Annotated in this window: 15 protein-coding genes and 1 tRNA gene; 9 read left to right on the top strand and 7 right to left on the bottom strand. The window is 41.2% G+C overall.

From position 1 onward, the window contains the following. Positions 1 to 21 precede the first annotated feature (21 nt). Together OGI71_RS19685 and OGI71_RS19680 are read left to right on the top strand one after the other, a co-directional pair. Positions 22 to 735: a pirin family protein gene (locus OGI71_RS19685; protein ID WP_282251271.1), complete on the top strand. Its 714-nt coding sequence runs from the start codon at positions 22 to 24 to the stop codon at positions 733 to 735. Between the two features lie 188 nt (positions 736 to 923). Continuing rightward, on the top strand, positions 924 to 1,568 hold the full coding sequence (locus tag OGI71_RS19680; RefSeq protein WP_282251269.1) for an MgtC/SapB family protein: 645 nt from the start codon (positions 924 to 926) through the stop codon (positions 1,566 to 1,568). Here the strand turns inward: OGI71_RS19680 and xseB are convergent. Beyond that, positions 1,565 to 1,792 carry an exodeoxyribonuclease VII small subunit gene (gene xseB / locus OGI71_RS19675; RefSeq protein WP_259185623.1) on the bottom strand — a complete coding sequence of 76 codons (228 nt, stop codon included), beginning with the start codon at positions 1,790 to 1,792 and terminating at the stop codon, positions 1,565 to 1,567. The genes OGI71_RS19680 and xseB overlap by 4 nt on opposite strands. A 42-nt stretch (positions 1,793 to 1,834) precedes the next feature. After that, positions 1,835 to 3,118: an exodeoxyribonuclease VII large subunit gene (gene xseA, locus OGI71_RS19670; RefSeq protein ID WP_282251263.1), complete on the bottom strand. Its 1,284-nt coding sequence runs from the start codon at positions 3,116 to 3,118 to the stop codon at positions 1,835 to 1,837. Between the two features lie 171 nt (positions 3,119 to 3,289). On the opposite strand from xseA, the gene OGI71_RS19665 reads away from it, so the two are divergent. The 3 genes from OGI71_RS19665 to radA are packed head-to-tail and all read left to right on the top strand — an operon-like array spanning position 3,290 to position 7,591. Next, positions 3,290 to 5,014 carry a serine hydrolase domain-containing protein gene (locus OGI71_RS19665; RefSeq protein ID WP_282251261.1) on the top strand — a complete coding sequence of 575 codons (1,725 nt, stop codon included), beginning with the start codon at positions 3,290 to 3,292 and terminating at the stop codon, positions 5,012 to 5,014. Further along, positions 5,011 to 6,171 carry a dipeptidase gene (locus tag OGI71_RS19660; RefSeq protein ID WP_282251260.1) on the top strand — a complete coding sequence of 387 codons (1,161 nt, stop codon included), beginning with the start codon at positions 5,011 to 5,013 and terminating at the stop codon, positions 6,169 to 6,171. Before OGI71_RS19665 ends, OGI71_RS19660 begins: the two co-directional genes overlap by 4 nt. Before the next feature lie 31 nt (positions 6,172 to 6,202). After that, positions 6,203 to 7,591 carry a DNA repair protein RadA gene (radA, locus tag OGI71_RS19655; protein ID WP_282251259.1) on the top strand — a complete coding sequence of 463 codons (1,389 nt, stop codon included), beginning with the start codon at positions 6,203 to 6,205 and terminating at the stop codon, positions 7,589 to 7,591. Positions 7,592 to 7,699: 108 nt separating this feature from the next. On the opposite strand, the gene OGI71_RS19650 is transcribed toward radA, so the two are convergent. Next, a complete protein-coding gene (locus tag OGI71_RS19650) occupies positions 7,700 to 8,380 on the bottom strand; it encodes a TlpA disulfide reductase family protein (protein ID WP_282251257.1) in 681 nt (226 codons plus the stop codon). A gap of 72 nt (positions 8,381 to 8,452) precedes the next feature. On the opposite strand from OGI71_RS19650, the gene OGI71_RS19645 reads away from it, so the two are divergent. From OGI71_RS19645 to OGI71_RS19635, 3 genes are all read left to right on the top strand, one after another. Further along, positions 8,453 to 9,601 carry a methionine aminotransferase gene (locus OGI71_RS19645; protein WP_282251256.1) on the top strand — a complete coding sequence of 383 codons (1,149 nt, stop codon included), beginning with the start codon at positions 8,453 to 8,455 and terminating at the stop codon, positions 9,599 to 9,601. 114 nt (positions 9,602 to 9,715) lie between these two features. After that, positions 9,716 to 11,671: a glucosamine-6-phosphate deaminase gene (gene nagB / locus OGI71_RS19640; protein WP_282256150.1), complete on the top strand. Its 1,956-nt coding sequence runs from the start codon at positions 9,716 to 9,718 to the stop codon at positions 11,669 to 11,671. A gap of 142 nt (positions 11,672 to 11,813) precedes the next feature. Next, positions 11,814 to 14,309 carry a TonB-dependent receptor gene (locus tag OGI71_RS19635; protein WP_282251255.1) on the top strand — a complete coding sequence of 832 codons (2,496 nt, stop codon included), beginning with the start codon at positions 11,814 to 11,816 and terminating at the stop codon, positions 14,307 to 14,309. Between the two features lie 158 nt (positions 14,310 to 14,467). On the opposite strand, the gene OGI71_RS19630 is transcribed toward OGI71_RS19635, so the two are convergent. Further along, a complete protein-coding gene (locus tag OGI71_RS19630; protein ID WP_282251254.1) occupies positions 14,468 to 16,984 on the bottom strand; it encodes a family 20 glycosylhydrolase in 2,517 nt (838 codons plus the stop codon). A gap of 140 nt (positions 16,985 to 17,124) precedes the next feature. Here OGI71_RS19630 and OGI71_RS19625 point away from each other — a divergent pair. Then, positions 17,125 to 17,196 (top strand) — tRNA-Glu (locus tag OGI71_RS19625). Positions 17,197 to 17,436: 240 nt separating this feature from the next. Here the strand turns inward: OGI71_RS19625 and OGI71_RS19620 are convergent. From OGI71_RS19620 to OGI71_RS19610, 3 genes are all read right to left on the bottom strand, one after another. After that, positions 17,437 to 19,815: a PQQ-binding-like beta-propeller repeat protein gene (locus OGI71_RS19620; protein WP_282251252.1), complete on the bottom strand. Its 2,379-nt coding sequence runs from the start codon at positions 19,813 to 19,815 to the stop codon at positions 17,437 to 17,439. Between the two features lie 66 nt (positions 19,816 to 19,881). Then, positions 19,882 to 21,675, bottom strand: a complete 1,794-nt coding sequence (locus OGI71_RS19615; protein WP_282251250.1) for a RagB/SusD family nutrient uptake outer membrane protein — start codon at positions 21,673 to 21,675, stop codon at positions 19,882 to 19,884. A 16-nt stretch (positions 21,676 to 21,691) separates the two neighbouring features. Continuing rightward, complete coding sequence (locus OGI71_RS19610) at positions 21,692 to 25,117, bottom strand: TonB-dependent receptor (protein WP_282251248.1); 3,426 nt, start codon at positions 25,115 to 25,117, stop codon at positions 21,692 to 21,694. Positions 25,118 to 25,148 lie beyond the last annotated feature (31 nt).

The following is a 25,148-nucleotide window of genomic DNA, read 5'->3' as shown; positions in this document are numbered from 1 at the left end:
TTATATAACAGGAAGGAACAGATGCAAAAGATCATACACCGAGAAAACGATCGTGGCCATGTTGATTTTGGTTGGTTGAAAAGTGCCCATTCGTTTAGCTTTGGGCAATATTTTGACCCAGAAAAAGTAAATTTTGGAGCGCTACGCGTATTAAACGATGATCAGGTTGAAGGGGGGCAGGGCTTTGGTCGCCATTCTCATGACAATATGGAGATTGTGAGCATACCTCTGGAAGGAGTACTTTCCCATCAGGACAGTATAGGCAATGTCCGAAACATTGAAACTGGAGATGTACAAATTATGTCTGCAGGAAAGGGAGTAAAGCATTCGGAGTTTAATGGGGACCAGAAGGAGCTTGTTAAGTTTCTTCAGATCTGGATAATACCCCATGAAATGAATCTTACTCCTGGTTATGACCAGAAGTCTTACCTTCATTTGGACCGTCATAATAAATTTGTAACCATTGTGTCCCCTGATGTTTCGGATCCAGATGCGGTTCATATTCATCAAGATGCATATTTCAATATTGTGGACTTGGATGAAGGGAATACAATCCCGTACAATGTTCATTCTGAAAGAAACGGAATTTATCTTTTTGTGCTAGAGGGCAAGGTGCAGGTAGCAGACGAAATATTATCGCGAAGGGATGCCATTGGCATCTTCGAGTTGGATAGCATTGAGATTAAGGCTGAGTACAATGCAAAGCTGTTACTTATTGAAGTCCCAATGTTTTAGTCCTGGGAGTCTGCTCCTTTCATGATTGGGTAATACTTGATTTTATGCTAGTTGCATTGTTCGACTAGACCAGGAAGACGACGAAACAGTTGAAAAAAGAAATCTAAATAACTAATATAAAAATAAGGAGTTCTGTAAAAGGTACTCCTTATTTTTTGTAAATTGGAGTAGGAATAGAAGTAAAGCCCATGGACAATTTATTACATGCTTTTGAGGGCAGGGATGTCTTACTGATTATGTTTTCAGTGCTGATCGGGCTATTGATTGGCGTCGAACGCGAATACCGTAATAAATCTGCAGGATTACGGACCTTTATACTGGTGAGTTTTGGCTCCTGCCTTTTTACTATTATTTCGTTGAAGATAGGTGTCGGAAATCCAGATCGACTAGCAGCTAATATTATTACAGGAATTGGTTTTTTAGGGGCTGGAGTAATCTTTAAAGAAGATAATAAAGTTAGTGGCATTACAACAGCAACAACGATATGGGCAACCGCATCTCTGGGAATGTGTGTCGGCGCGGGGTATATTTTTTTAGCCTTTATCGGTGTAGGATTGGTTTTAGTAATTTTGGGGCTGTTGACCTATTTACAGACTTATATTGATAATTACCATAAAATTAAAGACTATGAACTCCAGACGTTATCTGAAGCAGATTTTGAACATACAGAGCAGTTGATCAGACAGATGGGGTTTAAAGCAACGGTTGTAAATCAACGGTATAATAAGGAAAGTCTGAATACCACCTGGCGATTGACAGGCAACATAAATCAACATAAAGAGCTCGTTAAAGTTTTGCGAAGGGATAAACAAATTGTTGCATATCAATATTAGGATGGGGAACCGGGATCTGAATCCTGTACCGGGGAAATCTTTTGCAACAACTGATTCACCTCGTCTTCGGTTGCGGTCAATTTTGCCCGACATACCTCAATTAGATCAGATGCACGTTTGATTTTCTCAGCAAGTTCATCAATATTTGTTGTTCCATTCTCAATTTCTTTTACAATCGTTTGTAATTCATTGAAGGCATCGGTATATGTATATTTTTGTTCCATTGTATGCTATCTCTTTAAATTTTTCAGTTTCAAATAATTCCGTTAGCTGTCTTCGAATCCGTCGCTAAGCGATTTCTTATCCGTTACAGTACTTGTAATTTCGCCATCTTCCACCATCGTTTGGATCAGATCACCCGGAGATAGCTGATCAACAGATTGAAGTAACTTGCCGTTGACTTTTGTGATGGAAAACCCCTGTTTAAGCAGTCGTCGCGGATCAGAAAGCTGGATAATCCGTTCGGTGTGCGCCAACGCTGTTTTATGTTCATAAAAGCGTAGTTTGATCAACGCAGCCAGTTCGTGTTGAATCTGTTGAATATTGGCGCGCGCAGTCTGAAGTTCTCTTTTCCCAACCCATTGGATATGCGTTGCCATTTGAGACAAAGTATTCCTTTCTTCCTTAAAACGAGTAGTGATCTGGTGTTGGATGCTTTCAGTTGCTTTGTCAATAGGAACAGAAAAATTATGAAACTTTTGAATGAGGAAGTCAGCCAGCTCACTTGGTGTGATTGCATTTTTGTAGGCCACCATTTCACTCACGGTATAGTTGGTAGAATGGCCAATTCCGGTCAATACAGGAATAGGGAAGATTGCTATAGCCCTTGCCAACAGATAATTATTGTAGCTTGATAGCCCAACCTCACCACCACCACCACGAATAATGGCGACCACGTCAAATTCAGCTATTTTATCGGCGATCACCGCGAGTTGATTGATGATTGAGGGGATAGATTTATCACCCTGTAAGAGCGCCGGAAATAAGGTGCATTCCAACCGATAACCCCAAGGATTTTGATTGATAATCTTGTAAAAATCGGAAAGGCCTTTGCTCGTCTCCACCGAAACAATGGCTAGTCTTTTTGGAAGCATTGGGAACGGGACTGATTTATTAGCCTCGTAAATGCCTTCTTCTTTGAGCTTTCTAATGCTATCCAGTTTTTCTTTCTCCAGCTCCCCCAACGTAAAAGTTGGATCAATATCGACAATCCTTAAGCTCAAACCATACATCGGATCATAGGAAATACTTGCCTGAAATAACATCGTAATGCCTTCCCGTAGGGGTTCTTGCGCAATTTTCAGAAAATTGTTGTTGATTCGGGTGAAGTCTGCTTTCCACAAAGTTGATCTGATCTCAGCTACAATTTTACCGTCTTGCTTTTCAACAAGCTCAGGGTAACAATGTCCGGAATGCGTATAATGGTTGAGCTTATTCATCTCCGCCTTGATCCAATATAAGCTCTTGTAACGCTCAGCAAGCGTTTTTTGGATACTTTTGCTTACCTCCAAAAGGGAAAATATTGTTTTATCTTGAATCAATTCCGGCATTAATCAAACTTACAGAAAAAAAAAGATTTATACTTGCTCATGCCAAAAATCCATCTGCTGAAGCTGTAAAAAAAAGGCGTAACAAAATTGATTTTTTTAAGGGAAAGGACTTTGCTTTTTTATTTTATTCGTATTTTTATTTGATAGAACCTAAAAAACGATAAAATCAGAATGAAAAAAGGATTTTTTGGGGTGTTATTTGCAGGTTTGTTCTGTATTGGCCCCTTGTTCGCTCAGTATAAGTCGACCATAAAGAATGAAACCATACTTTACAATAATGTTGATCAGCTACTCCCTCTGGGCAATCTGGCGCAGTTACGTATTGCCGTCGTTGTGCCTAATGCTGAAAAATATGCCGCGTTTACAAACCAATTGGCACGTTATGCAGGCATAACGCTATTTGATTTCAGTAAATTTGATGAAGATATCAAATATTATAATACGATTATTGTTGCGGGTAAGGAAGATGATTTGGATGCTGACTGCTTGTCACAGTTAAAGCAGGCAGTGCTGAACAATAAAAAGGTTGTTCTTTGTCATTTCTTTGAACAGGAACGCAACAAAAAATCATTGTCCGAACATCCACAGTCTGATTTGATCGAGTTGTTGGCACCCTTTACCGAACTTGGTCAACGCAATGCTGCGATGTCTATTTTTGGTGGTGCCGCGATTACTGCAGGAAATATTAAGACGGCCCAATCGAGACTGCAATACAGTTTAGGTGAAAACTCCAATCTGAATTTGGGTAAATTGACCAAAAAAATTGATGCCATTGCACAAGAGGCCATTGAAAAGCAGGCGACCCCCGGAGCAGTTGTGATGATTATCAAAGATGGGCAGGTGCTATTGGAGAAACCTTATGGTTATCATACCTATACAAAAGACATCCCAACAAAAACAGGTGATATTTTTGATCTGGCCTCAGTCAGTAAAATTGCGGGCACAACTCCTGTTATTATGCGATTGACTGAGCGCAATATCATTAATCTCGATAGTACGATGGGGCATTACCTCTTGCAGGCAAAGTATACAAATAAAAAGGATATCAAATTGCGTTCCGTGATGTTACATGAAGCAGGGTTTACGCCATTTATCCCTTTTTATAAATATTTGAAAGCAGGTGATGTTGTCGCCGTACCAGACCAACAACATCAAGTCAAGATGGCTGACAATAGTTATATTCTCAATCATTATTACCGCGATCTGATGTGGCCCGAAATGTTAAAATCACCTGTTAAGCCAACAGGAAACTATGTGTATAGTGATATTAGCATGTATGTGATGAAGGAAGTTGCCGAACATCAGACGGCCGAACCATTGCAGGATTATGTTCAGGAGAATTTCTATCGACCATTAGGGATGACACATGCCGGATATCTTCCGAGGGAACGATTTGCGAAGGAACAGATTGTACCTACGGAGCAGGATACTTCGTTTCGTAAGACATTGTTGGAAGGATATGTGCACGATCAGGGGGCAGCTATGGCTGGTGGTATCGCTGGGCATGCCGGCTTATTTGCTACAGCCAATGACCTCGCGATATATGGACAGCTTTTGCTCAACCGTGGAGAATACGGCGGTGAGCGGTATTTTAAGTCTGAAACAATAGATCTTTTTACGTCTAAGCAGTCTGCGACAAGCCGAAGAGGATTGGGTTTCGACCGCTGGGATCCAAACCCGAAAAATGAGTATCCCTCTAAATTGGCCAATAGTACTGTTTTTGGGCATACCGGATACACAGGCACATGTATCTGGGTGGATCCTCAAAACCAATTGATTTATATCTTCCTATCCAATCGTGTGCACCCGCAGGTCAGCACTAAATTGTTGGATCTCAATATCCGTAGCCGGATTCAGGATGCCATTTATGAAGCAATCAATGAAGTGAAGAAATGATAAAAAAACTATTGTTCATGGGGCTGGGCATATTATCTTTAAACAGGTTGGCTTATAGTCAGGATTATAAAAAAGTTCATCAGGATCTAATTATTGTGGATGGACATAATGATGTAATCTATGAATCAATTTTAGGAGGAAAGGATATTGGTCAACGACTGAAGACGGGCGCTACGGATTTGCCGCGATTAAAAGAAGGTGGAGTCGATGTGCAGGTATTTGCTGTTTGGTCCGATGATGCAAAATGGAAGACTGGAGCATTTGAACATGCGAATGTGCAAATAGATGCACTGGAGAAAATGATCGTTGCCAACGCCGAGAATATTGCCTTGGCAAAATCAGTAAGGGATATTGATGCTATTTTAAAAGCTGGAAAAATTGCTGCATTGATCGGTGTGGAAGGCGGTAATATGATCGAAGGGAGCATAGACAATCTCATCAAACTCCATGAACGTGGCGCGAAATATTTAACCTTGACCTGGAACTATAATGTACCTTGGGCGAGTTGTGCTGCGATGGAGTCTGGTAAGATGGATGCGAAGGCAAAAGGATTAACTGATCATGGGAAAGCGATCATTCGGAAAATGAATGAACTTGGCATGCTAGTCGATCTTTCTCATGGTGGTGAGCAGACTTTTTATGATGTCATTACGGTTTCCAGCAAGCCAATATTGGTGTCACATAGCAATGCCTACCATTTATGTCCACATTTCCGAAACCTGAAAGATGAACAATTGGAGGCCCTGAAGAAAAATGGCGGTGTGATCGGTGTCAACTTTTACTCTGGTTTTTTAGATCCCGAGTATGAGACACGATTAAAGAGCATATATACACAGCAATTTGGTAAGAATGCCGATACTACATTGAGCACCTGGAAGATGTATGATAAGTTACCCGCGGATGCTAGGTATGAAGTCGATGCACCAATGTCCAAACTATTGGACCATATTGATTATCTCGTTGGGAAAGTAGGAATTGAACATGTTGCTGTTGGATCGGATTTTGATGGCATCGAATCTGCTCCTCAGGGCTTGGAAGATGTTTCTAAATTTCCTTTATTGACAAAAGGACTTTTAGAAAGAGGTTACAACAAAGCAGATATCGCTAAAATCATGGGACAGAATTTTCTACGGATTTTAAAAGAAAACGAAGGGTAAAGTAAAGGATAGAAATTTGTAATTTCGTAGAATGGCAAAAACAAAATCAGCATATTTCTGTCAAAACTGTGGCTATGAGGCTCCCAAATGGATGGGACAGTGTCCTTCGTGCAAACAATGGAATAGTTTCGTGGAGGAAGTGGTCGAAAAGTCAAGCTCAAAAGTTCCTGAATGGCGAAGCACGACGACAACAACGGGGAATACAAAGCGGGCAAACAAGGCGGCTATTATTCATGAGATTGTATATCAGGATGAATCGCGTATCTTGACTCCAGATCAGGAGTTTAATCGGGTGTTGGGCGGGGGAATCGTCCCGGGTTCCCTGGTGTTGATAGGAGGCGAACCCGGAATTGGAAAATCCACATTGATGCTCCAGCTGGCTTTGTCCATTCCACAGGTTAAAACCCTGTATATTTCCGGAGAGGAGAGTGAGCAGCAAATCAAGATGCGGGCCGAGCGATTGTCACAATCCTCTAAAGCCAATTGTTATATTTTGACGGAAACATCTACACAAAATATTTTCAAGCAGATTGAGACAGTACAACCTAATGTCATTGTCATAGATTCTATCCAAACCTTGCATTCAGCGCAGATTGAATCGGCACCGGGTTCGGTTTCCCAAGTGCGGGAATGTACAGCCGAATTACTCCGGTTTGCGAAAGAAACCAGTACCCCAGTATTTATTGTAGGACATATTACCAAGGATGGTTCCATTGCAGGACCGAAAGTCTTGGAACATATGGTTGATACCGTACTTCAATTTGAGGGCGACCGCCATCACGTCTACCGTATATTGCGTGCGGTAAAAAATAGGTTTGGCTCCGCGTCGGAATTGGGTATATATGAAATGCAGGGCTCCGGATTGCGGGAGGTGTCAAATCCGTCCGAAATTATGATTTCACAGCGAGATGAGCCCGTGAGTGGTGTTTCCATTGCTGCCATGCTCGAGGGAATGCGGCCGATGATGATTGAAGTTCAGGCCTTGGTGAGCAATTCAGCATTTGGTACAGCCCAACGTTCATCTACAGGTTATGATACAAAACGATTAAACATGTTGTTGGCTGTATTGGAAAAGCGATTTGGTTTTCGGTTAAGTGCACAGGATGTATTTTTGAATATTGCCGGAGGACTTCGTGTTGAAGATCCAGCCATCGATCTGGCAGTTATCGTGGCTATTATTTCGTCACAACAAGATATTCCGATAAAGACCAGTCTGACCTTTGCCGGCGAAGTTGGTTTATCGGGAGAGATCAGAGCTGTAAATCGGATTGAACAACGTATCCAAGAAGCAGAGAAGTTGGGCTTTGATGGGATATTTATTTCCAAGTTTAATACCAAAGGATTGGATGCCAAGAAATATAATATTGCCATTAGGCCAGTAGCTAAATTGGAAGACCTGTTTAGCGCTTTATTTGGCTAAATAGAATAATAAATCAGTAAAAAAAAAGAGGTGCCCGATTTTCGGACACCTGTTTTTTTCTTTAATATTTCTCCTATTGCCCTGTAGCCTCTTGGCTAACATACATTCTTACTTCAATACTTCTTTTAGCTTCGCACGTAAAGCATCTCCATGTAAATTCTTCGCAATGATTTTTCCATTCGGATCAATCAGTACATTTTGGGGAATAGATTTCACCGCGTACAATGTACCAACATCATTTTGCCAACGTTTTAAGTCAGAAACATGTTTCCAATGTAGCTTGTCTGTGTGAATGGCCTTGATCCAAGAGTTACGGTCTTTGTCAAAGGATATACCCAGGATTTCAAAGTTGTCTCCTTTGAACTGTTCGTACGTTTTTACAAGATCTGGACTTTCAACGCGACAGTCTGGACACCATGAGGCCCAAAAATCAAGTAATACATATTTACCTTTGAAATCGGATAGTTGTACAGGGGTGCCTGTTGTATCATTTTGTGTAAAAGCAGGCGCAACTTTGCCGATCTGAACCGTCTCCAGTGCATTTAGATATTCCTGAAACTCTTTCCCTTCAATGGAATTTTTTACATTGCCACTCAAGGTATTATAAAGCGCCTGTAATTCAGTATAGACAGGGTCGTAACCGCCTACACGGCGCAAATCAACTAAAGTTGAGATGGAATCCGGTGCAGCTTTTACGCGGGCGATATATTCCTGTTTGGTCAATTCTTTTTTCTGTGCTAAACCAAAGAACGGAAGAACCAAAAAAAGTAGTGTGATGTATTTTATCATGTTGCTATTCTTGTATATATTTACAAATATAAGAAAATCCACTAATTTGGTAGATTAATAAAATATCAAAAAATGAACTTCAACCTAATAGCTAAACTTCCACATGTCGGTACATCGATCTTTACCAAGATGACCATGCTTGCCAATGAGGAGCAGGCGCTGAACCTGTCGCAGGGTTTTCCAGACTTTGAGACAGATCCCAAGCTTGTGCAATTGGTCTCCGCCGCAATGGAGAAAGGACATAACCAATATGCACCAATGATCGGTGCACAAAGTCTACGGGAGACGATCGTAAATAAATACAAGAAGGTATATGCCGTGGATATAGATCCGACTGAAGAACTCACGGTTACAGCCGGAGGAACCCAGGCCATCTTTACGGCTATAGCAACAGTTGTTGGTGCTGGAGATGAAGTGATTATATTTGAACCGGCATATGATAGTTATGCCCCAACGATTGAATTGTTTGGGGGTAAGGTTATTCCAGTTCGATTATTGGCACCAGATTTTCAAATTGACTGGGATTATGTGGCTACACTGATCAACGAAAAAACACGATTGGTGATTATCAATAATCCGAATAATCCTACTGGAAAAGTACTTGGAAAAGAGGACCTGAATAAACTTGGGAAGCTATTAGCGGGAACAAATACCCTCTTATTGAGCGATGAAGTTTATGAACATCTCGTTTTTGATGGCGTGTCACCACAATCTGTTTTAAGTATACCGAGCTTACGGGAGCGGAGTTTTGTTGTCGCTTCCTTCGGAAAGCTGTTGCATACTACGGGATGGAAGATCGGCTACTGTGTAGTGCCAGTCCTATTGATGCGTGAATTTCGGAAAATCCATCAGTTTAATGTATTCAGTGTTAATACGCCTATGCAGATTGCAATTGCTGAATATTTGAAAGATATTGCTTACGTGGAGAGTCTCGCTGGCTTTTTCGCGAAGAAGAGAGACTTACTCAAAAATGGATTAGTACAGTCTCGTTTCAAGATTCTCCCTTGTGAAGGAACCTATTTTCTTAATCTCGATTATAGTGCCATTAGTCAGGAGAAGGAATTTGATTTTGCCTGCTATTTGACAAAACATTACAAAATAGCGACCATTCCACTCTCTGCGTTTTATAAACAAGCTACAGATCAGCAGGTTTTACGTGTTTGTTTTGCTAAGCAAGATGCCACTTTATTAAAAGCAGTAGCGATTTTAAATGAAATATAGCGGGATTTCTATGCTAAAATAAGGGCTAAAAGGTTTTATTTAAAATATTGTTAAGAATAAGCCACTTTATTAAAATTTTACTTCAACTTAACTCACTAATTTCATAAATTTGTAATTCACGTTTATCAATATATCCATAAAATGGCTAGATTAAATTTATTGGAAGAAACACGCTTCGAAAAAGTCCCCGTAAGCGTCTATCCAGATCAAAATTCAGCTTCGAAAAACGTTGCAAATCGTATTGCTGAAATTATTCGTGCAAAGCAGGAGAAAGGTGAAAAAGCTGTTCTAGGTCTTGCTACCGGTGCTACACCGGTGAAAGTTTATCAAGAATTGATTCGCTTACACAAAGAAGAAGGTTTAAGCTTTAAGAACGTGATTACCTTCAATCTTGATGAATATTTTCCTATGCAACCTGACGCCGATCAGAGCTATGTGACTTTTATGAACAAAAACTTGTTCGATCATGTAGACATTGATAAGGCGAATGTAAATATTCCTGATGGTACCCTAGCACCGGATCAAGTCAATGCATTTTGTGAAGCATACGAACAAAAGATTACAGCTGCTGGTGGTTTAGATATTCAATTATTAGGTATTGGTCGTACAGGCCATATTGGTTTTAATGAACCAGGTTCTGCTCCAAACTCTGGTACTCGTATTGTTACCTTAGACGATTTGACACGTCGGGATGCATCACGTGCTTTTGGTGGTAAAGAAAATGTACCAAGAAAAGCCATCACGATGGGCGTAGGTACAATTTTCAAAGCACGCGAGATTATCTTGATGGCTTGGACTGAAACGAAAGCCGAGATCATTAAGAAAGCGGTTGAGGGCGAAATTTCGTCAGAGATTCCTGCAACCTATCTTCAACTATCGGATAATGTCGAATTCATCTTAGATGAGGCAGCGGCATCCTTGTTGACACGTTTTGACCTTCCATGGTTGGCAGAAGATGTTACCTGGACGCCAACATTGATCAAAAAAGCTGTTGTTTGGTTAGCGCTGGAAATCAATAAACCGATTTTGAAACTGACGGACGAAGACTATAGCGCTCATGGTATGGCAAAGTTGGTGACAGAAACTGGCCCTGCTTATAATATCAATATTCGTATTTTTAATGAACTTCAACATACGATTACAGGATGGCCAGGTGGTAAACCTAATGTAGACGATTCGCAACGTCCAGAGCGTGCTAATCCAGCTAAGAAAAATGTGATTGTATTTTCTCCACACCCTGATGATGATGTCATCTCTATGGGCGGTACATTTATCCGTTTGGCTGATCAAGGACACAATGTGCATGTTGCTTACCAGACTTGTGGTAATACAGCTGTGTGGGATGATGATGTAGTACGTTATTTAGAATTTGCTGAAGATCTGGCAAATCAAATTGGTGCAAATACAGAGGCCGCTCAAATCAATCGGATTTATGATGAGGAAAGAGCAATCTTTGCAACGAAAAAACCTAATCAGATCGATACCGAACTTGTTCGCAAAATAAAGGCATTGATCCGTAAAGGAGAAGCTATTGCTGGAGCTCGTTTAGTCGGGTTGCCAGATGAAAATATCCATTTCCAAGATCTACCATTTTACGATAGACAAAAATTTGCGAAGGATGTATCGTTTGAAGATGATATCCAACAAACGATGGAATTGTTGCGTCAGGTGAAACCTCACCAAGTATTTGCAGCAGGAGATTTTGCAGATCCACATGGTACGCATAAAGTGTGTTTCGATATTTTGTTCGAGGCTTTGAGAAGATTGAGCAAAACTGACGAGTGGACAAAAGACTGTTGGTTGTGGTTGTATAGAGGTGCATGGCATGAATATCCGATCCATGAGATCGAAATGGCTGTTCCATTATCCCCACAAGAGGTATACCGCAAGCGTTTAGCGATCTTCAAACATCAATCTCAAAAAGATCTACCTGTATTCCCGGGTGATGATCCACGTGAATTCTGGGTACGTGCTGAAGACCGTACAAGCGATACCGCATCAATGTATGACCGATTAGGTCTTGCAAACTATGAAGCGATAGAAGCTTTTGTGAGATGGAAATTTGACTAAAATAGTCTGAATTAATATAGGAAAGCGCTGAATCTTAATTGGTTCAGCGCTTTTTTGTTTTTAGTTGTTATAGCAAGCAAAATTTTTATACCTTTGTTTCGTTATTTAGATTAATTAAAAATAAATACCAAAGATTATTAACATGGACAAACACTTACTTGCACTTGCCTCTACATTTTTAATCGGAAGCGCTGTATACGGTCAAACTTCAGGAATCGTAAAAGGAAAGGTTGTGGATGCAAACAACAACCCATTAAGCTCAGTAACCGTTTCAATCGGTGATAAAACAGTACGGACAGACCATAAAGGTCATTTTAGACTTCAGGGTGTCGATCAGAATGCAATCATTCGTTTTACTTACTTAGGTTACCAGGCTACATCGGTTGATTATGTGTTTAGTTCCACTAACCGTGAGGTCGTCATAAAACCGGTGGTGTTAGTGAGCAATGAGCGAGCTATCGATGAAGTGGAAGTGTTCGGTGAGCGGAATAAAAAGCCGAGGGGGCTTGAGATGATTACCCGTATGCCTTTAAAACCTTCTGATCAGATTCAGAGTATATCGGTGATATCCAATAAAGTAATTCAAGATCAGGGTATATTAACATTGACTGATGCTGTTAGAAATATTCCGGGCGTTACACTATTTGGTTCTTACGGCGGCGTCAAAGAATCATTATCTACACGTGGTTTCAGAGGTGTGCCAGTTTTGAAAAATGGCGTACGTATGGACTCACAGTTTCAGACGGCTTCGGGCGTCGTTGATATGCAAGGGGTGGAGTCTATCCAGATGATCAAAGGATCGGCAGCGGTGACACAAGGCGTTATTACTGACCTTGGGAATGCCGGTGGGGTGATTAACGTTGTGACAAAAACGCCTAATTTTACAAACTCTGGCGAGGTTGGGCTACGTGTGGGAAGCTGGGGGCAGTTTCGGCCAACATTCGATTTTCAGACAGTATTAGATAAAAAGGAGACTGTCGCTTTTCGTATGGATGGTGCCTATGAAAGGAATGATAGTTTCAGAAAAGGGCTTTCAGCCAACCGTGTCTATCTGAATCCATCACTGGCTTGGAAGCCTACTGAGAGAACAACGATCACATTGGAGGGGGATTATTTCAACGATAACCGCACTCCGGTAAATTCGGCAGTTAACCTGAACCCTTCGCAGGGTGTCAATGCATTGTATGTCATTCCCAACAATAAATTCTTGGGAATGAATTCTGATAATGTTAATACGGAGATGAAGAGTTTTATGGGCCAGATTAATCATGAATTGACCGATCGTTGGAGCATTCGCGCTTCGATAGCGACATCATCTTATCAGGTCGATAACTTGACAACGTCAGCGACCCTGATAGAGGACAGTGAGAAGAAGTACAATACCTTTTCACGGAAGATGAGTAAGAGCTTAAGGGATGATAAGAACAAGACATTTCAATTTGATCTGATTGGAAAAGATCTTTATACAGGTAACGTAAAACATCTGGTACAAGCAGGAGTTGATTATCGTATCGCTGATGCAACAACAACTTCATTTGGTACCAAATTGAGTTTATTGGACAGTAAAGTTCTTTTGTCAAAGGCAGGACAATCTGCATTAGCTGGGGGTACAATCGACGTGATTGATATTCATGGTGATTGGGCCAATGATTTGACTCAAGTATCCTATGTGGATTCATTGGGGAACAAACAGGTAGGAAAAAAGGTGGCTTTTGAGGCTAAAACACCAGTTAGAAATTACTATTCTTCTGTTGGCTTCATGGCACAGGATGTCATTGAATTCAATAAATATATTAAAGCAGTATTAGGTTTACGTTACTCCGAAATCACCACGAAGGACTTTACATCAAACGGAAATAAAAGGGAGTCAGCCTGGAATCCGATGGCGGGAGTTATCGTAACGCCTTTCGAGAATTTTAATGTCTTCGGATCTTATACGAACTCCACCAATCTCAGAAGTGCTGCCAATATTTTAACTGATGGAACGAAGGCTGGATCTTCAACGACAGAACAATTTGAAGCAGGAATCAAGTCCGATTGGTTAGGCAATAGATTACGGTTTAATTTAACCTATTTTCATATCTATACGTCAGACTTGACCAATGCGGAATACAATTCCGAAAATCAGACAACTGGACTTTATTTTAAAGCGGGTGATTTAATCCGGGATGGTATCGAGGCTGAATTAAATGGTCGTGTATTGGAAAATCTAACAGTGATGTTAGGTTATGCATATTTGGATGCCCGATATAAAAACTCTCCATCCTATATGAATGGTTCTGCTCCCATGAATGCGCCAAAACATACAGCTAATGCCTGGGTGCAATATGTGTTTAATCAAGGTGCTTTAAGAAATTTGAGCTTAAGTGCCGGAGTTTATTATGTGGGCGATCGTCCAGTAAATGAATATAGTCTAACACCGCAAGGCCACGGGGAATATTATGGCGAAAAACCATTCAATATGCCAGCTTATACAACTTTAAATGCACAGGTGGGTTATAAATGGCGAAGGTTTGATGCAAAAGTTTTTGTTAACAATATCACCAACGAGATTGGCTTGAACTCGTATTTCCGAGGCGGTTTTATTAATCAGATCGACCCTAGAAATGCGGCTGTTTCATTAGGCTATAAGTTTTAAGCAGATAGCATTTAATCGTGAGCACAAGTAAAAAGGGATGATTTCTATTCGAAATCATCCCTTTTCAGTTTTAGAATTGCTATCGGCCTATACTATTTCGCCGGCGAGCTTAAGGACATCGGATATCACTTTTTTATTGTAATAATCCAGTTCAGTTTTTAATATGCAATAACGTCTCCAGATCTACCCTTGGCATCAAAGACTTTGAATAGATATTTCTTGCCCGTTTGAAAAGGAATTGTGCCATTTACTTCTTTTGATTTCAATGTCGGTGTGCTTCCATTCTCTGTATAATAGACTTTGAATCCGGGATAATCGGTGTTGATATAAAGCTGGTTACCCTCTTTTTTAATTCCAAGCTTCGGAAGGCGATAGGTATAACCCCCATCAATAATATCCAGTTTCTTCAATTCATCCTCGCCTAATTTCTTAATAAAGGCCGTATAAGACTTACGATAGGTTGCTTCATCATAAGAATTGCCTTTTTCCCAAGCTTGTTCTTGCGCCCATGCGCGATCTGCAATAGCAATTAATCGAGGGAATATCATCTCTTCAAGGCGTTGATCTGTCGATACTTTTTCGGCCCAAAGTGCACCCTTAATGCCAAGCAGATTTTTCTTTCCTTCAGCAGTAAGCTGCTCTTTGTTGGTATACGCTTCTTTTACGAGATCTTTTCCGGTATCATCTTTACGAAGATTAATGAAGAAGTTTTCTGGTGAAAAAGAATAGGTTCTGTTCAGGTTTACGGTACCGACCCAGCTATGGCCCGGATCAGCAAAGTCGCGGTCCCATGACATATCCAGATAATTATTTGCCGCACTCGTGTAAACAACTTTATAGCCTGCATTTGCCAGTCGGTAAGCTAAATCCTCCTGTCCTTGTCCCGGAAGGTTATTCCATACATTGAGATGGATGCCGGATTTACCCAATTCGGCGTTAACTTCCATTCCTTTTCCTTTATTGCGCATGCCCATCTCTTCCCATCCTGACATCGTCAAACCCTTCTCTTGAACAATCTTGTTGATTTTGGCAATATATATTGGCCATACATCAAGTACATTACTGATGTTATTATCCTTCATGAAAGCAAGGATTTTTGGTGATTTTTCCCAGACACCACTCGGTGTCTCATCACCTCCCAAATCGATAATTTTCAACGGTACTCCAGCTTTTTCATGGATAGCTTTGATTTCATCGACCACTTTGCTCAGGAAATGATACGTTGAAGGCAGGGCAGGGTTCATCACATTGTCGTTCCAGTTTTGCGCGGAGTTATACACAGATTTGTCATCCGCATCATCCAACAGGAATTCCTCAGCCTTTTGCTTATCACCTGCCTTCGTAAAATGTGCAAAGCGCGCACGCATTGCTTTGATTGCTGCACGGGCATGCCCTGGTGTTTCTACTTCAGGTATCACATCGATATGCCTTGCTTGCGCATATTTTAAGATTTCGATATAATCAGCTACGGTGTAGAATTGATGCGCTTTTGCAGTTGCACCTGAGCCGTAAGCAGGTTGAATTCCTTTACCGTCTTCGAAATTAGCAGTACGGTTGGCTCCCACTGCAGTCAGTTCCGGTAAAGATGGAATTTCCAATCGCCAACCTTCATCGTCAATAAAGTGGAAATGGAACTTATTTAACTTGTAGGTAGCCATCAGATCCAAGATCCGTAACACTTCTGCTTTGCTATGGAAATTACGGGCCGCATCCAACATAAACCCACGGTAGCCATAACGAGGACTATCTTCTATTTTTGCATAAGGTAAGGCAATTGATTTGCTCGTTTTATTCCATTGTTGATGATTAATCAAAGATTTCAAAGACTGTATGGCATAAAAAGCGCCAGCCTTATCCGCCGCTTCTATTTGGATACCTTTTGCATCGATGTTTAGGCGATAAGATTCAGGTTTCAGATCGTTTGCTTTGACGATAACAATACCATCTTGTTTTTCAGAGCTAGTTGACAACCTGATACCTGCGTATTTGTTTAGGAAATCTGTCAGAAAGCTTGCTTCGGAAGAGAATTCGCTAGTGATAAATACTTTTGTACTAGTCGATATATTGAATTTTGCATTATTGTTGATACTGATATTGCTGGGTAAAGGGATAATGGCCTGCGCCTCTATACCTTCGGTAAGTTTATTTAGGGCATACTTATGAGACCAATAATCCGCTTTTTCAGCATCGGATTGAGGTGCTGTTTTCACCGCGTTATAGTTCTGAATATCTGTTGAAAGCCCAGTTTTGCTATTTTTTATGTACAAACCGATTGGTCCATCGGTATAATTGACAAGTCCTGTTGTAATGAAATCAATATGGATGGTATCCTGTGCTTTTAATGAAAAATTGGTTTTCTTAAAGCTCACTTGAAATAGATCGCCATTCCTGTGGTCAATGGCAAATCTTTTATCTACTTTATCAGGATCAATGGATCTGATAAAATTAAACCAGAGACTCCAATCATTGAGCTGTATCGCACTTTTGCCCTTGTTTTTCAGAATGATTGTTGAGACAGGGTTTTTACGGATGTTCTGGCCATCCTTGACCTGCCAGGTGAGTTGCAGCTGATCTGCAATTGAGCTCGATTTTTGAGCATATGCTACCTGGCTGAAAAGTGCCATGCCAAGACCAGCATAGCGTAGCGGATTTTTAATTTTTTTAAAATTAGTCATGTTGGTTACTTTTTCAATGAGTCTAAATATAGCTATTTTAGAGGGTTTTAAGATGTATTTTGAAAAAAATGAATAAAAATTCCGATAAAATTTTGACAGATTTAGAAAACTTTCTATATTTGCACACCGAAACAGAAAACGGCCCGTTCGTCTAGGGGTTAGGACGCAAGATTTTCATTCTTGAAACAGGGGTTCGATTCCCCTACGGGCTACACAAAGCGACTTCAAAAGAGTCGCTTTTTTTTTATGCTAAAACCCTCGTCTATTTTCGAATCTCTAGCTCAACTTTTTATTTATCTGCTGGAAGATTATCTGCTTGGAAAATATCTAGTCATCTGTTCGGCTGTCGATTGGACACAAACTCATTTTTTAAATTCGTTGATAAAAAAACTCAGGACGCCCGGATTCGGGATAATCGCAGATCCGGGCGTCCTGTGGGTTAAAGTTGTCTGCTATAATTTAAAGCAGGAGACATTTCCTGCGAAATCAGCGATATAAATAAAATCACCATCCACAGTGATTTCCGAAAAAATAGGAGCACCCAGGTTGAATTTTGAAATTAGTTTTCCTTCTTTGCTGAGCATATAGACGTAACCGTCCGAAGCACCGAAAAATAGTTTTCCTTTGGCTTCAGTTACCGATGACTCTACGGTTCCGACCGGTTTGTGTTGGTCGGGACTACTATAAGGGGAGGTGTATACAAGTGCTTCACCTGTAGAAAAATGCCATTTCTCTTCTAAGGTTTGAGGGTCGTATGCTTTTATCCCATTTGTAGATGTCGGCATGACCAATAGGTCATCAACAATTTTGGGAGAGGCCATGACTTTAAAATCATCTGTTTTGATACTTTTTTGTGCGATTTCGCCAGTCTGTAAGTTTAGCTTAAATATGCCATTGAGCCCGGCTGTATACAGATAACCGTCTTTTGCGGTAACGCCGCCGCTTCTAAAACGTAGCCCATCCTCTTGGCGTTTCCAAAGGAGTTTTCCAGTTTGGATATCATACGCACATAGGGCATTCCAGTTGTATCCTGCTAATAAGGTTTGATCTACGACCGATAGTTCTGCTGGAGTCGCTTCGCCGCCCGATGGATCGACACCTTCCCAAAGCACTTTCCCGCTATGGATGTTAATTGCTGACATACGCTTGCCTAGGCCTGCATAATAAATTCCTCTGTCAAGTGCTGGGCCAGATACAAATGTAGGAAGGCTTGGATTGGATGTTTTTTTTGTCCACAGGATTTTGCCTGTGTTTGCGTCGATGGCATATATATTTGTTTCGACATCAGTTGCGAGCAATATACCGTCGCTGTAGCGCAGTTTATGTTTGATGGAATTAATTGTTGGCAATGACCACAGCGTTTTTCCGGTGCGTTTATCTAGTGCTATAATGGAATGATTGGTTCCAATACCATCGTCCATCGTCGCAACGAAAAGTTTGTCCCCGACAATCTGCGGACTGGTTTTCCAAATATTTCCGTTTACAGCAGCAGACCATTGCAGCTTCATGGCGCTTTCTGCACGGCCAGCCAAATTAAAAGACTGTCTTTTTAAGGCTTGTTCTCCATTTTGATATACGATGGTAACCAGCGCATCATATTGACCTTTTTGTTTTCCGAAAGGTACCTTTGCTTGCCATAACCAGTCGCCAGAAGAAGACAGCTGTACGCTAGTAAGACGTTTACCAGTTTCATGGGCAGAGATTTCCACTGCTACCCTTTGTATTTTCCGCTCACTGTCATAAGCACTGACCACGATTGGAAGAGTTTCTTGAGTGTTTATTTGTTGGTCAGTGGTCGGATGTACCAGTTGGATATGGTCACGTAGATTGGTATAAATAGGCTTAATATCTTTGATTCCTTGTTTGTCGATATCGACCACGACAAACTGCGCTGCAGAATTGTCAATACCCCCTTTATTGGGAGCGTTTGAACAGACAACATAAACTCCCTTTTGTTTAAAAACAAAATTGTTGTGCCAATGGCCATAAAACCAAGCCTTCAGATTATATTGCATCAAGTCAATTTGCTCTTTCTCACCTTTCAGGATAAAGTCTGGGCCAGCGAAGAAATCATGATTGATAAAGATCAAAGGTTTGGATCTGTCCATTGATGCAAGATCTTTCTTAAGCCAGGCGATGATCTGGTCGGCTGTGTAACTTGGCTTATAATCTCCATTTGGCATTGGCGTCACGACAAAGTGGGCTGGACCAGCATCAAAAGAGTAATAGGTCGGGCCAAAGAGGTCTTCAAATAGCTTTTCTCCATATTCTCCTTTTACGAGATCATGGTTGCCCACCGTATAGTATGTAGGCCTGCCCATCAGTTCGGAGTTTACTTGCTTGGCATGAAAAAGCATACCTGGTTCATAACAGATATCACCGGTATGCATAATCAAGCTCGCCTTTTGCTGCTGGGCATAATTTCTGACGTTATCTATCCATGGGCCATAGAGAGGCGTTTCGGTATCCGTAACTTGGATAAATCGCAAAAAATCTGTTTGTTGTACAGCATCTTTGGTTAAGGCGAAATCTAAATTTTTATGCTCAGCACGAAGCGGAATATAATGTGTTTTAGTCGCCTTATATCCACTAGGGATGGTAACAAACAAAAAGCGGGCGTTTGGATTGTGAGGTAAGGTGTATGTTCCGGTATTATCCGTTTTTACAACATCATAACCGTCAGATACAACAATTCCGGCAAGTTGTTTTTCGTTCTGTTCGAACTGGTTGTTTGCATTCTGATCTTCAAAAACGCGACCTACCCGTTGCTGTGCAAATAAGGGCGCGATCGGAAGTAGAAGGCATGTGATTAGTTTAGTTAATTTTATCATAGTTTTATAAAGTAGAGCCAGCTGCTCCCGGGGGAGAGCTGGCTCTTTATGGTTAAAATCAAACCGTTATTTCCAGCCCATTGGCTGTTCTAATTTTGGGTTCAATACAGTTTGTTCGATGGGTATCGGAAAGTAATAGTATTTCGCTTCATTGAAGCTTCTTGGGCGTTGTGGTGCTTTATCATCCAAAAACATTACCTTCCCTGAGGTTTCGTTTTCAAGATAGAATGTTCCTTCATTCACATAAAATTTTACAATTTTCTCCTTTACAGCCGCAGGAAGGTTTGCTATTGGCGATTCATCCCCTTTTTTAAGGATGGCGATATCAGCGACCCCATCGCCGGTTACATCTATTCCACCTAGGGCAGGAATATACATTCCCCCCGGAGCCTGTGCAAGTAAAGCTCCGGCTTTCCAACGATAAAGATCATCAAAACGGAATCCTTCACAGGCGAGTTCAACACGACGTTCTCGACGAATTTCTAAAAGTACGCCTTTATTGACACCAGAGACTGCAGGGTATTGGTTTGCGAGATATGTATCTGGTGTCGCATTGGCAACGGCAAGATTTAAAGCAGGCATACCTACACGACTGCGAATCTTATTTACAGTAACATCAATATCAGCTTGGGTCAATTTTCCTAATTCAGCTTTTGCTTCGGCATTAATTAATAGGACCTCCGCGTAACGCATGATAGGCAAATCGGTATAATTGAGTTCCCAGCCACCACGCAGTGCAGGATCGCGAGGGTAGAACTTAATTTGAAGCAATCCCCCAAAGTCAGGACGAGTGATATAAGGCGTGCCTGCGGCATTATTACTAAATCCTGGCGGCATTATTGTCTCTGCAAGACGTGGGTCGCGATTCTGGAAAATCTCTGAGAAATTTTTCTTACCATAATTTGCCACTGAAGTAAATGGGGTACCATCTTTCATTAGGAACTCGTTGGCCAAGTTAGCACTTAGCGCCCATTGCCAATCTAACACTGTATGTGTATTATTTGCAACGCCAAGATCGCGACTATTTTTTTGGATAAAGATGATCTCTTTATTGGTCGATAAGTTATTGCTAGAAAAGAGCGCGCGATAGTCCGTTGCGTTATTTCCTGAAATTACAAATCCACCGTTATTTATGATTTCCTGTGAGGCAGATGCAGCTCTTTCCAAAAATGTCGCTGCTGTGTTTTGTAGATTTAATTCTGGGTGGTATTTACGGAAAGTTCCCTCGTGGAGTGCGATTCGTGACAATAGGGTCAATGCGCTCCATTTTGTTATATAAGAATTGTCTGTCCTTGCCGGCAGTACATTTGCTGCTGCAAATTCTAGATCTTTCATAAGGGAGTCGACCACCGCAGTACGTGGGTCTTTTGCTTTATATAGATCTTCGGAGGAGGTTCCCAATACTTGAGAGTACCAGGGCACGTCGCCATATTTTTTTACCATCTTATAGTAGAAGTTTGCACGGAATAAACGAGCGATTCCTATATAATGGTTAATGACAGCAGGATCTCCGCTTACTTTTCCGACATTGTTTAGCATATAATTGACATCACGCAATGGTGCCCATGCATCCTTATCCCAACCCTTGACGGTCGCAGGAGAAAGCGTGCCCGCTAGGAGTGTTCTGACTTCAGCATTTTGATCGTTGTTGCTCAAGGCAATATTATCCGAATATAAGTCTGTATATTCTGCACGCATTTGTTTGTAAAGACCATTTGTGTATGTGGCTAGATCTTCAGGAGTATTAAAAAAGACCTCTTTGGTGATAGCAGAGCCGGAAGTTCGATCAAGGTAGTCTTTTTTACAGGATACTCCTAGGAATACCAGCGATGCTAAAGCGATATAATTGATACGTTTCATTTTTTGAGTTTTAGAATTAAAGATTCATGTTCAGACCGAAAGTAAATGTCCTTTGAAAAGGATAAGCTGCCTGTACCCGATTCGCTGATGATGGATATAGACCGCCCAAAGATTCTGGATCCAATTTTACCTTGAGGTGTGAAATCTCGAAGACGTTTTCTGCGCTAAAGAAGAAACGTACTTTATGCAATTTGATGCGTTGTAGTACGGATGCAGGCAACGTATAACCGAGTGTAAGATTTTTTACTCGCATATAAGCCCCATTTTGCATATAGCGTTTATTGGGTATGCCCAGTTGCTGGTAGTTATCCTCCGCAGAATAAGCGCGTACTGCCGGGAAATAAGCATCCTGATTTGTCGGTGTCCAATGATCAGCATTTTGTGCTGTAGGGTTAGTCCAAGGTTGTGCATACACACCCCAGAAATAGATGTTGGATCCGCCTGGGTACCAATCGCGTTTTCCGATACCCTGTAAGAATACGCGGAAATCAAAACCTTTCCATCCTGTAGAAAGGTCAATACTATAGGGTAGTCTAGAGCTATTGTTGCCGATGATATGCATGTCTCCTGGATCATCTACAGTTTTCTTACCCATATCTACTTTACCATCCCCATTACGGTCAGCAAAGATCGGATCCCCGGCATAGAATTTATAGGATTGATCGTCAGTTCCCATAGCAGTTTGATTCGGATGGTCAGCTACATCAGCATCACTTTTGAAAAATCCAGTGATATCAGCTCCCCATATTTCTCCGATTTCTTGTCCGACGTAATTGTTGATCCAGTTGTTACCCAGAGATTTGCTTGGGTTGTCAAACCGTGTTATCCAGGATCTGTTATCAGCTAATGTAAGCGCAATATTATACCAAAACGGTGAACCACCTAATTCTTTGCTATCGCGCCAAGTCAGACGTAATTCCCAACCTTTGGTTTTTAAATCACCGGCATTTTCCACGGGAACAACTGTGCCAAATGGGCCTGGCAATACTTTCCCCGGGACCAGCATGTCTTTGGTGTAGCGTGTATATTTGTCAAAATTAACGCCCAACTTGCTGTTGAAGAAATTCATATCAATACCCGCATTGACAGTTTGTATTGTTTCCCAAGTAAAGGTGTCTGAAACGGCATTGGGACTATATACTGCTTGCGGTTTTCCGTTACCCAAGATATAATCCGTTTGCTTGTTGGTCATAATAGGAATGTAAGGATAGGTATCACGGTAAGGATAATCAGAATTGTAATTGAATAACTGATTGCCCAAAGAACCATAAGAACCCCTGATCTTTAGAAAATCCATGGCCAGCGCGTTTTTTATCGGCTCAAAAAAGTTTTCTTTTGAAACGGCCCATCCTGCGGAAATAGATGGAAAAAATCCCCAGCGATTACCTGCAGGAAAACGAGATGAGCCATCAAAGCGGCCATTGAACTCTGCTAAGTATTTTTCTTTATAATTATAGCTTACACGAGAGAATATGCCTTGCACTGCCCAGTCTTTAATTCGCTCATCTTTGGAGATATCTCCAGTTGCGGTTCCGATAGAGGGAACAGACGAAGATATAAGACTTAGCGCTTTGATCCAGTTTGTATTATTATAATTATATTCTTGGTTATAACCGACCATCGCCTGCAGATAATGATTTCCGAATTCTTTATGAAAGTCGGTATAGATATTATATACATTATACCGAGTCGTTGAATTGTCATTCCTTGCATAGGTATTTGAAAAGGTCGGTGTTAAGATCGCTTCTGGGCCCGTTTTGTACATGGATGGGACATCGTAAGAACGCGTTAGACCAGAAGTCCGTCGGATTGTTGCATCTGCATTTAAGTCCCAAACTCCTTTGATTAATGAAGCTTTGGCAGCAAATGTCGTTACAAATTCATTGATGCGATCATCTTTTCTTCCTCCTTTTTGCAATGCACCGAGTACCTGAGCACCCGCTCTTGTCCAAGTGCCATCTGGGTTGAATGGTACATCTAAAGAATTTGTTCGGTTAACATTCCAGAAGAAGTCTCCGTCTAGAAATACCGGTGCTTCATAATTCGTACTGGTTAAAAGTGTGTTGTTGGAAACTTGCAGCCAACTGGTTACATCAAGATCAACTTTTCCCCTGACATTATACCGTTTGTAAATATCATTTCCGTATTTTAAAAGCCCATCTTGCTTATAATAATCACTGGAAAGGTAATATCCGATCTTATCAGATTTCTTTGCGATGCTCAGATTAGCGTTGTAAGTCGGAGCTGTATTGTTATAGGCTTCTTTTAACCAGTCTGTTGTGCCTGTATACACCCAATCTTGACCATTGTCGGACAGGGTCACAGCAGGTAACGACGGATCTAGTGAACGTTTTTTTGCATATTCACGGGCAGATTCTGGATAAAGGTTATACAAAGGCTTGCCTGCTTCATTCTTGATATCCATGACCTGATAAGGATCCGTAATAAATTTAGGTAACTTTCCTAAAGTCCGGTAGCCAACATTGCTGCTGAACGAGATATCTAATTTGTCGCTCTTCGCTTTTTTGGTCGTGATTAATACAACGCCAAAACCGCCACGAGCACCATAGATAGCTGCAGAGGCAGCATCTTTTAATACAGATACATTCTCGACGTCATTTGGATTGATTCGAGCAACCTCATCTGTCGAATAAGGAATATTATCCACCAATATTAGCGGTTCTCCACCATTCAAACTTGTAAAACCACGTACATTAAATGAGGGGTTGGTGGTTGCACGTCCATTAGAACTTGTGATATTCAAGTTGGGGATTAACCCTTGTAACCCGGAGCCAAGATTTGCGATCGGACGGCTTTCCAGTTGTTTGGACGATATCATATCAACGGCTCCGGTGAGATTCACTTTCCGTTGTGTACCGTAGCCAACAACAATAACCTCATCCAACTGCGAGTTGCTTTCTTGCAAGGTCACATTCACTGTACGTTGGCTGCCTATTTGCACACGTTCTGTGGTATAACCCATATATTGAAATACCAATACAGCGTTCTCCGGTATACGAAGTTTGAATTGACCATTGGCATCGGTTTTGGTCGAAAGTGTAGCATGGCCTTCGACGGATACGGTAACACCAGCTAGTGTAGACTCTGGCCCGCGTACAGTACCTGTTATCTCGATATCTGTGCGTTGTTTTTCTGAAATGACGATCGTGTTATTGAGAATCTGATATGTCAGGTTCTGACCTTTAAGAACTTTGGATAAGGCCTGCTGTATAGGTCCGTGATCGACATGGATACTTACAGGTTGCAAACTGTTCAATAGTTTTTCATCATAGAAAAAACGGAGATCGGTTTGTTTTGAAATTTCTTGCAAAACTTTCTCTACCCGTACTTTTTTTAAGGAAAGATTGACAGTCTGTGCAGTTCCCGACGCATGGGCTCCAAGTGCGAGGGAAAGCAAGGAAAGAGTGCTTAACTTTATCATACATAAAGTTTTAAAGGCTGGAGGGATACGG

Origin of the sequence: Sphingobacterium sp. ML3W (genome assembly GCF_029542085.1) — a bacterium.
Taxonomy (GTDB): domain Bacteria; phylum Bacteroidota; class Bacteroidia; order Sphingobacteriales; family Sphingobacteriaceae; genus Sphingobacterium.
Note: the sequence above shows the minus strand (reverse complement) of the source record. Positions and strands in the feature narration are given on the sequence as shown.

Coding starts and splice junctions, on each gene's coding strand:
- OGI71_RS19685 (WP_282251271.1), top strand. CDS start 22: ATGCAAAAGATCATACACCGAGAAAACGATCGTGGCCATGTTGATTTT.
- OGI71_RS19680 (WP_282251269.1), top strand. CDS start 924: ATGGACAATTTATTACATGCTTTTGAGGGCAGGGATGTCTTACTGATT.
- xseB (WP_259185623.1), bottom strand. CDS start 1,792: ATGGAACAAAAATATACATATACCGATGCCTTCAATGAATTACAAACG.
- xseA (WP_282251263.1), bottom strand. CDS start 3,118: ATGCCGGAATTGATTCAAGATAAAACAATATTTTCCCTTTTGGAGGTA.
- OGI71_RS19665 (WP_282251261.1), top strand. CDS start 3,290: ATGAAAAAAGGATTTTTTGGGGTGTTATTTGCAGGTTTGTTCTGTATT.
- OGI71_RS19660 (WP_282251260.1), top strand. CDS start 5,011: ATGATAAAAAAACTATTGTTCATGGGGCTGGGCATATTATCTTTAAAC.
- radA (WP_282251259.1), top strand. CDS start 6,203: ATGGCAAAAACAAAATCAGCATATTTCTGTCAAAACTGTGGCTATGAG.
- OGI71_RS19650 (WP_282251257.1), bottom strand. CDS start 8,380: ATGATAAAATACATCACACTACTTTTTTTGGTTCTTCCGTTCTTTGGT.
- OGI71_RS19645 (WP_282251256.1), top strand. CDS start 8,453: ATGAACTTCAACCTAATAGCTAAACTTCCACATGTCGGTACATCGATC.
- OGI71_RS19635 (WP_282251255.1), top strand. CDS start 11,814: ATGGACAAACACTTACTTGCACTTGCCTCTACATTTTTAATCGGAAGC.
- OGI71_RS19630 (WP_282251254.1), bottom strand. CDS start 16,984: ATGACTAATTTTAAAAAAATTAAAAATCCGCTACGCTATGCTGGTCTT.
- OGI71_RS19620 (WP_282251252.1), bottom strand. CDS start 19,815: ATGATAAAATTAACTAAACTAATCACATGCCTTCTACTTCCGATCGCG.
- OGI71_RS19615 (WP_282251250.1), bottom strand. CDS start 21,675: ATGAAACGTATCAATTATATCGCTTTAGCATCGCTGGTATTCCTAGGA.
- OGI71_RS19610 (WP_282251248.1), bottom strand. CDS start 25,117: ATGATAAAGTTAAGCACTCTTTCCTTGCTTTCCCTCGCACTTGGAGCC.